This window comes from uncultured Fretibacterium sp. (assembly GCF_963544685.1).
Classification (GTDB): domain Bacteria; phylum Synergistota; class Synergistia; order Synergistales; family Aminobacteriaceae; genus CAJPSE01.
Map to the genome: position 1 here is coordinate 1 of NZ_CAUUGJ010000130.1, position 5,874 is coordinate 5,874.

Here is a 5,874-nt window from a genome sequence, read left to right on the forward strand (position 1 = left end):
TGCCTGGAATGCCTGGTCCTTATAGGCCTTCATCTGCCGTGCCTCGTACTCGCTCGCCTGCTTCCAGTACGGGAGCTTCGCGCGCTCGGCGATCCGCAGAAACGCAGCCTTCTGGTTCTCGTTCTCCAGCCCCCCGGCGATCTTTTCCGCCAGCTCGTCGGCATATCGAAATGTCTCGTCGGTCAGCCCCCGGGCTGCCCCCAGTTTTTGGGTCTGGAGCTTTCCCGTCTCGGGGTCGTCCATCCACTCGGTCATCTGCCGGGCGTACTCGGTCTGGGCATTCATGACCGTCGCCGCGTCCCACTCGTCCTGTCGGCGCTTGCGGACCTCCGCGAACCGGCGAATCTCTTCGCCTGCGCCCGCCAGTGCCCCAGCGACGTACACTCCCGTCGCGGCGCCGTCGACGTAATTGCGCCCGAACGCCGCAGGGGTCGCCGCCTCGTTTATCTGGTTCCGATACCGCTGGACCATCTCGTTCCCCTCCATAAAACGAAGAGCCCACCCTTGCGGGTGAGCCCTTGTTTCGTTGCCGTATCGTTTCGGCCGTTATTCGCTTTTTTCGTTCCCGCCTTGTTTTGAGTGGCGGGTCTTCCACCAAATGAGATATCCGGCGATGCATGCCGAGAAGACAAACCCTTCCTTTGCCAGCTCCGGTTTCAGGAAGGCAAAAATAAAGCCCGACAGCGCTATGCCGGCTGTCCCGATCTGCCCCATGAGCCCGAAAATGAAGAGTATCCGAAGCTGCATCCTTGCCGTCTTCAGGCCCTCCCGATCCATCCATATGATGTGGTCCTGGTTGGCTTTGGCAAAGTCTATAATGTCGCGCGCTGCTCCAGGGCATATTTTTTCGTACTTAGCCATATCCTCGGGACGAGGTAAGGGCCCTTCATAAAGGGAAGCCGCGCCGGCAATCCCCACGGAGGTCATCTGCTTCTGTTGATCCAGCCGCTTGGTCATCCCGTTCTCCGGCATCCCAGATGATCCTGCTCATAACGCGTCATGGAATCCCGAAGAAGGACGCCCACGTTGCGGAAACATGAGCCCAGGTCGGCCTGAGAATATCGGACAATGCTTGTTTCGGGGTCAATAACCCTTTCATCCATAATTTTTTGCATGCGTTCTTTCATTGCTGTGGCGTCCAGGTCAAAAAAGGTCTCGGGGATGACGTCTGCGATTCGCATTTCTCTTCACCTCCGAAACCATTTTATCACCCTGGCTCAGAACGCGTACCCGCCGCGGCCCATCTGTTTGTTTTTGCGCCAGTCCTCATAGGGCCGGGACGCCAGGGTAATGCTTCCGCCCCGGACGCGTGCGCCGGTCGGCTGTCCCGCGGTCATGCCCGCCACCTGCCCTCCCGTGCTGAGCAGGGTGGAGAACCCGCCGATCCACCCGGCGGTCCGCGCGTTCTTCGCGCTGGCCCGTGCTGCGCTGGCCTGGTTGCGGAAGTTCAGGGCCTCCACGTCGCGCCCGTACTTCGACTGGAGCGTGTTGAAGCGGATCGTCGTGGCGTCGTCCTCGATGCCCATGGCCGTATCCGCCAGGACGGAGAGGGCCGAGCCGGAGACCTGCGCGCCGCTGGCGGCCATCGCGGTCCGCTGCGAGCTCTGGAACTGCCGGGCCTGCTGCCGGAACCGTTCCTCCTCGCGGGCGCCCTTCTTCAATTCTTCCACGCCTTGGAGCTCCGCCAGCCGGGCGTTCTGCTGGGCTACCTTCGCCTGCGCCTCGTAGGCGGCGGCCTGAGCGTTCCCCGCCATGACGGACCCGGCCGCGCTGAGCAGCCCGCCCGCTACCGCGAGCATCGGCGGCAGGCACATGACGCTCCGCCCTCCTTTGTTTTATGCTCCCCCACAGGGGGATGCTGGGAAAGGACGCATTTCAAGAAATCCCCCTCCCTTCCCTCTACCCGGAAGCCCGACCACTGGAGCCACGCCAGCAGCGGCCTGTTTTCGACGTGCGCGTAGGAGACCAGCGTCCCATGCCGCTGGAGCATCCGGTCGATGTACCCCCGGCTCTGACGGATGAAACGCAGCCGGACCTTCTCGATGCCCGGCGCGGTCGTCATCCAGGCGTACCCGGTCCCATCCTCGCCGCCCGAGCACCCGAACATCCCGGTCGTCCTCCCGTCGACGAGGATCGTCCAGCACAGAGGGGAGATTCCGAAGGCCCGTTCCAGGCCTTCGGCGGGCTCCACGCCCCAGCCTTTCCGGATCAACTCGCGTCCTTGCTCATCCATCGCGTCGGCCAGCAGGCGGCAGTGTGCCCGCTTCGCCTCGACGACTTGAGGTTCAATTCTCATCGACGACCACCTCCGGGAAGATCCCCAAAATCGTCGCCGGCGTCGGACTGTCGTTCTCCAAGCGCACGCGGCATACCCGCCCGAACCCGCCGGGGGCGACCAGCCGGACGTCCCCGGTATAGAGCACCGCGGACGCACCGGGAGAATCGGCGTCGGGGAACTGCAACATGTCCAGTTCGCCCCTGTTCTCCGTCACGATGCCGCCCTTCAGCGACACCGTCCGGAGCAGCCGCAGCGTAAGGGCTGGAACCTGCTTGTGCCGCCCCTGCAGCGTCCCATCTGCGGACTGCTCCCAGTCCAAGCACTCCAAAACGGAATGTACCGTATGCGCGCCGGCGTCCCTGAAGCTCTCCTCGCCCCCCGTGTCCGAACGTCGATGCAAACGCTCGACCCGAAGTCCGTTTCCGCGTCGCACGACGAAATACACGTCGTCCTGCGTGGCGCCGGGGATGCAGCAGACGTCCTCCACCTTGTGCCCCTGCGGCCCGAAGACCTGCCGCGTCCACGCAGTCACCTGGTGCTCGCGCTGAATTGTCAGCGCCCCGACGGTCCCGTCGGCCAGCACGCACCAGACGACCGACCACGGCGTCTGCTGGTACGCCCAAGCGACGACCGGGTTGTTCTCGAACATGTGGGCGGCCAGAATCGAAAGGTCGGAGCTCGAGTACCCGTCGACCTCGAGGCTGTACCCCATCGACCTCACCGTCGTTCCGTGCCGCTGGACGAACAGGGTCACGTCCCCCACATCCAGAGGCGCCAGCATATGGCTTCCCCGATACCCCGACGGCGTGATCACGATCGAGGAGGGGGTGAAGACATCCGTCTTTGCGCCGGCCTTCGCCTGCCACTCGCCGCCGGAGGTCAGGAGCAGTAGGTCGCCCCGGGATGCCAGCCCCCTGATCTCATTGATTTGCGTCGAGGCCAGCGTGACCGTAATGGCGTCCGAGTCCTTGGCTGGAATCGACGTGCTGAAATCGTGCCAGGATGCCGGCTGCGACATCCAGATGCTCTGCGGGGAATGCCGCGTCCGCGCCAGCACGAGCCGTTCCTGGTGGAAGATCCCCATGGATGGATACCCATAGTGCGGTCCGAACGCCCCGATGGCCCAGGCGTCGGTCTCCGGGATGTACCCGCCCTTCTTCTCCACGTCCTCGACGATGGCCCGCTGCTGGCTGATGATTTCCTTGACCCTGAAGACGCGCTCGATGACTCCGCCCGCGTAATCGAACGCGACGATGACTCTCTTCTTCGGTCCCGCATACGAAAACCGAAAATGCGTCGCGTACTCCTCCACGACCCCCGAAAAGGAGAAGTTCTCCTCCGCGTCGGTGTCGGAGAAGTACTCCTTGTACGGCTCCCAGACCCACTCGCTGGGATCGTTCTTGCCCACCCAGTTGTCCGGCTCGCAGCGCTCCACCTTCACGGTGCCGGTCCATTTGCCGGTCGTTCGGTACGAGAACGCGCCGAACACGTTGCGGACCGTCACCGGCTCCCCAAATGCGGTGACGCCAGCTGGTTTCAGCGTCAGGGTATCCGACCAGGCCTTGACTTTCACCTCGACCTTCAATAACGCCTCCAAAAGGTCCCAAGTCAGAAACAGGGGAAAGTTGGCGTGCAGGTCGTATTTAAAATCGGGGCGCTCTGTAAAGGACAGCTTCTTGGTCTCGTCGGTGTTCGTGTCCTCGAAGGGGCCCTTGTCCAGTTCCACCTTCGCGAACTTCCACACGCGGTGCCCGTTCTCCATCTCGCGCCGGAGCATGTGGATCGGGACGTCGGGATGGAACAGGTACAGCACGTCCGCGCTCTGGAGCCACCGCAGGCGCGCCAGGTGCGAGGATTTGTAGGGGGAATCGGGGATGCGCTCGCGGAACCCGGTGAAGCTGTACCGGTCCACGAACCCGTCCCCGAAGGCGAGCACGCAGGAGTCCTCCTCGGAGAAGACGAACGGGACCAACCGCACGGCCCCGTAGCTCCGTTCGGGGTCCAGGACCGTCGTCCCCGGACGATTGACGAGCGCCCCCTGGGGCAGGACGATGAAGTTCCGGATCGTCCGGGCCCCGACGTGGTACTGCGCCAGGTCGATACGTGCGTGCAGCACGGGGGACAGCTCGCCCGCGGCAAAGGACGTCTTCGCATCGTAGAGTTTCATACCTGTCCCCCCTTCACCTCACTGCGATATAGTCCACGGCCCGGTCGAAGGGGCCGTACTCCTCCACGACGCCCGCCTGTTGCGCCTCCCGGACCAGCCGGTAATACTTCTCCAGCAGGGCCATCGCCAGCTGCTGGCTGCCCGTCAGGGTGGCTGCGGCGTCCGATGCCAGCCGCGTCACGAAGCACTCGGCGACGTCGCCGCGCCACGCCCCGAGGTCGGGGATCCACGCCGTGTATTCGACGTGCCCCCGCTCCACGTTCGCCGCGATCCTCCCGCCCTCGAGCGTCTGGAAGGGGACGAGGGTGCGGAGCCCGTCCGTCACCCGGTCGATGTTCACGGCGTCGGACGGGTAGGCGAACACGTGCAGGAACCCCGGAGGCGGCACGTCGGACGCGGGGGAAAGGGTCGCCGCTCGGTGGGCGAAGGACCAGGGGAACTCCGAGAGCACGACCCGCTTCGTCCCGTCCAGCAGCCTCCGCATCGTGCGCGCCGGCTGGGACGCGTCCGACAACGCGCCGATCGGCGCCACCCCGATCAGGACCAAGGCCCGGTTCACCGCCTCCAGGTCCGTCATGGCCTATTCCTCCTTCTCGGCTTCCCCGGTCTCCGGGGCCTCTGGGTTCTCTGGGTTTTTGGGAGAACCGTCTCGCTCCCCCGCCTCGGCGGGCGCGTCCTTCCTCCTGCGGGCGCGGGGCTTCTCCTCCTCCGGAAGGGACTCCCGTCCCCCCGGGATGGGCAGGAGCTCGAAATGTTCGGGGGGCGTCTCCGCCCCCCGATACGTCTCCCCCGGCCTCCAGCGCCGTCCCTGCCAGATGCACTCTCGGATGCAGCGCGCCTCAGTCCGCGTTTCAGTCCGCACCTCAGTCATTGACGACGACCCCCTTGTCCACCCCGACCGCGAGGAACGCGTTTACCTTCGCGGCCGAGCTCAGTTTCACCCTCAGCCAGTTCTTGGCGCTGAAGGGGACCGGAGCCTTCACGACGACATCGCCGGGCTTCAGTCCCGTCTTCGCCGGGTACGTGGCCAGAGCGGTGAACGGCCCGGCCTGCGCGTCCCCGTGCTCCAGCGTCACGGTCAGCGAGGCGATGGTGTCCGTGGCCGTGACCATCAGAAACAGGCCGTCGTAGGGGCCCATTCCGTCGGTCGTCCCGGTCAGGTCGCCCTGCACCAGGCACACCGCGCGGGTCTCCGCCGCCGGCGTGTCCGTCCCCTTTACGAACGTCAGATGTTTGTCCAGGATCATGTCCGTCTCTCCTTTCGCTTAAACGATGCGCTCCTCGGTCTCGAGCAGGGAGTCGTCGACGTGGATGGGGATGCCCTTGTAGCTGGTGTTGATCGTCCCGGTCGCCTGGTCCATGCTCTTCTCGATGTAGTGGCTTAGCAGGAGCTGTTTTTCCCAGTACTCCTTGAGGGTTCGGTTCATGT

General features: G+C 64.5%; 8 protein-coding genes. All 8 read right to left on the reverse strand.

Annotated elements, in window-relative coordinates:
* On the reverse strand, window positions 1-471 hold a 471-nt coding region (locus ABLA28_RS10105), incomplete at its 3' end, for a hypothetical protein (protein ID WP_347713557.1).
* Window positions 472-546: 75 nt separating this feature from the next.
* Window positions 547-957, reverse strand: coding sequence for a DUF2335 domain-containing protein (locus ABLA28_RS10110; RefSeq protein ID WP_314717764.1), 411 nt, complete (start codon window positions 955-957; stop codon window positions 547-549).
* Between the two features lie 260 nt (window positions 958-1,217).
* The gene (locus ABLA28_RS10115; protein WP_347713558.1) at window positions 1,218-1,814 is read right to left on the reverse strand and encodes a hypothetical protein; all 597 of its coding nucleotides are present in this window, start codon (window positions 1,812-1,814) and stop codon (window positions 1,218-1,220) included.
* Window positions 1,787-2,296: a hypothetical protein gene (locus ABLA28_RS10120; protein ID WP_347713559.1), complete on the reverse strand. Its 510-nt coding sequence runs from the start codon at window positions 2,294-2,296 to the stop codon at window positions 1,787-1,789. Before ABLA28_RS10120 ends, ABLA28_RS10115 begins: the two co-directional genes overlap by 28 nt.
* Window positions 2,286-4,445: a hypothetical protein gene (locus tag ABLA28_RS10125; RefSeq protein WP_347713560.1), complete on the reverse strand. Its 2,160-nt coding sequence runs from the start codon at window positions 4,443-4,445 to the stop codon at window positions 2,286-2,288. Before ABLA28_RS10125 ends, ABLA28_RS10120 begins: the two co-directional genes overlap by 11 nt.
* A gap of 13 nt (window positions 4,446-4,458) precedes the next feature.
* Window positions 4,459-5,022 (reverse strand): hypothetical protein, encoded by a 564-nt coding sequence (locus ABLA28_RS10130; RefSeq protein WP_347713561.1) that lies wholly within the window; start codon window positions 5,020-5,022, stop codon window positions 4,459-4,461.
* 3 nt (window positions 5,023-5,025) lie between these two features.
* Window positions 5,026-5,316 carry a hypothetical protein gene (locus tag ABLA28_RS10135; RefSeq protein ID WP_347713562.1) on the reverse strand — a complete coding sequence of 97 codons (291 nt, stop codon included), beginning with the start codon at window positions 5,314-5,316 and terminating at the stop codon, window positions 5,026-5,028.
* Window positions 5,309-5,692, reverse strand: a complete 384-nt coding sequence (locus tag ABLA28_RS10140) for a hypothetical protein (protein ID WP_347713563.1) — start codon at window positions 5,690-5,692, stop codon at window positions 5,309-5,311. The genes ABLA28_RS10135 and ABLA28_RS10140 overlap by 8 nt, the downstream gene beginning before the upstream one ends.
* Window positions 5,693-5,874: the final 182 nt, after the last annotated feature.

What these genes read in the sequence shown, in the direction of transcription:
- ABLA28_RS10110 (WP_314717764.1), bottom strand. Translation starts at nt 957, where the DNA reads ATGACCAAGCGGCTGGATCAACAGAAGCAGATGACCTCCGTGGGGATT.
- ABLA28_RS10115 (WP_347713558.1), bottom strand. Translation starts at nt 1,814, where the DNA reads ATGTGCCTGCCGCCGATGCTCGCGGTAGCGGGCGGGCTGCTCAGCGCG.
- ABLA28_RS10120 (WP_347713559.1), bottom strand. Translation starts at nt 2,296, where the DNA reads ATGAGAATTGAACCTCAAGTCGTCGAGGCGAAGCGGGCACACTGCCGC.
- ABLA28_RS10125 (WP_347713560.1), bottom strand. Translation starts at nt 4,445, where the DNA reads ATGAAACTCTACGATGCGAAGACGTCCTTTGCCGCGGGCGAGCTGTCC.
- ABLA28_RS10130 (WP_347713561.1), bottom strand. Translation starts at nt 5,022, where the DNA reads ATGACGGACCTGGAGGCGGTGAACCGGGCCTTGGTCCTGATCGGGGTG.
- ABLA28_RS10135 (WP_347713562.1), bottom strand. Translation starts at nt 5,316, where the DNA reads ATGACTGAGGTGCGGACTGAAACGCGGACTGAGGCGCGCTGCATCCGA.
- ABLA28_RS10140 (WP_347713563.1), bottom strand. Translation starts at nt 5,692, where the DNA reads ATGATCCTGGACAAACATCTGACGTTCGTAAAGGGGACGGACACGCCG.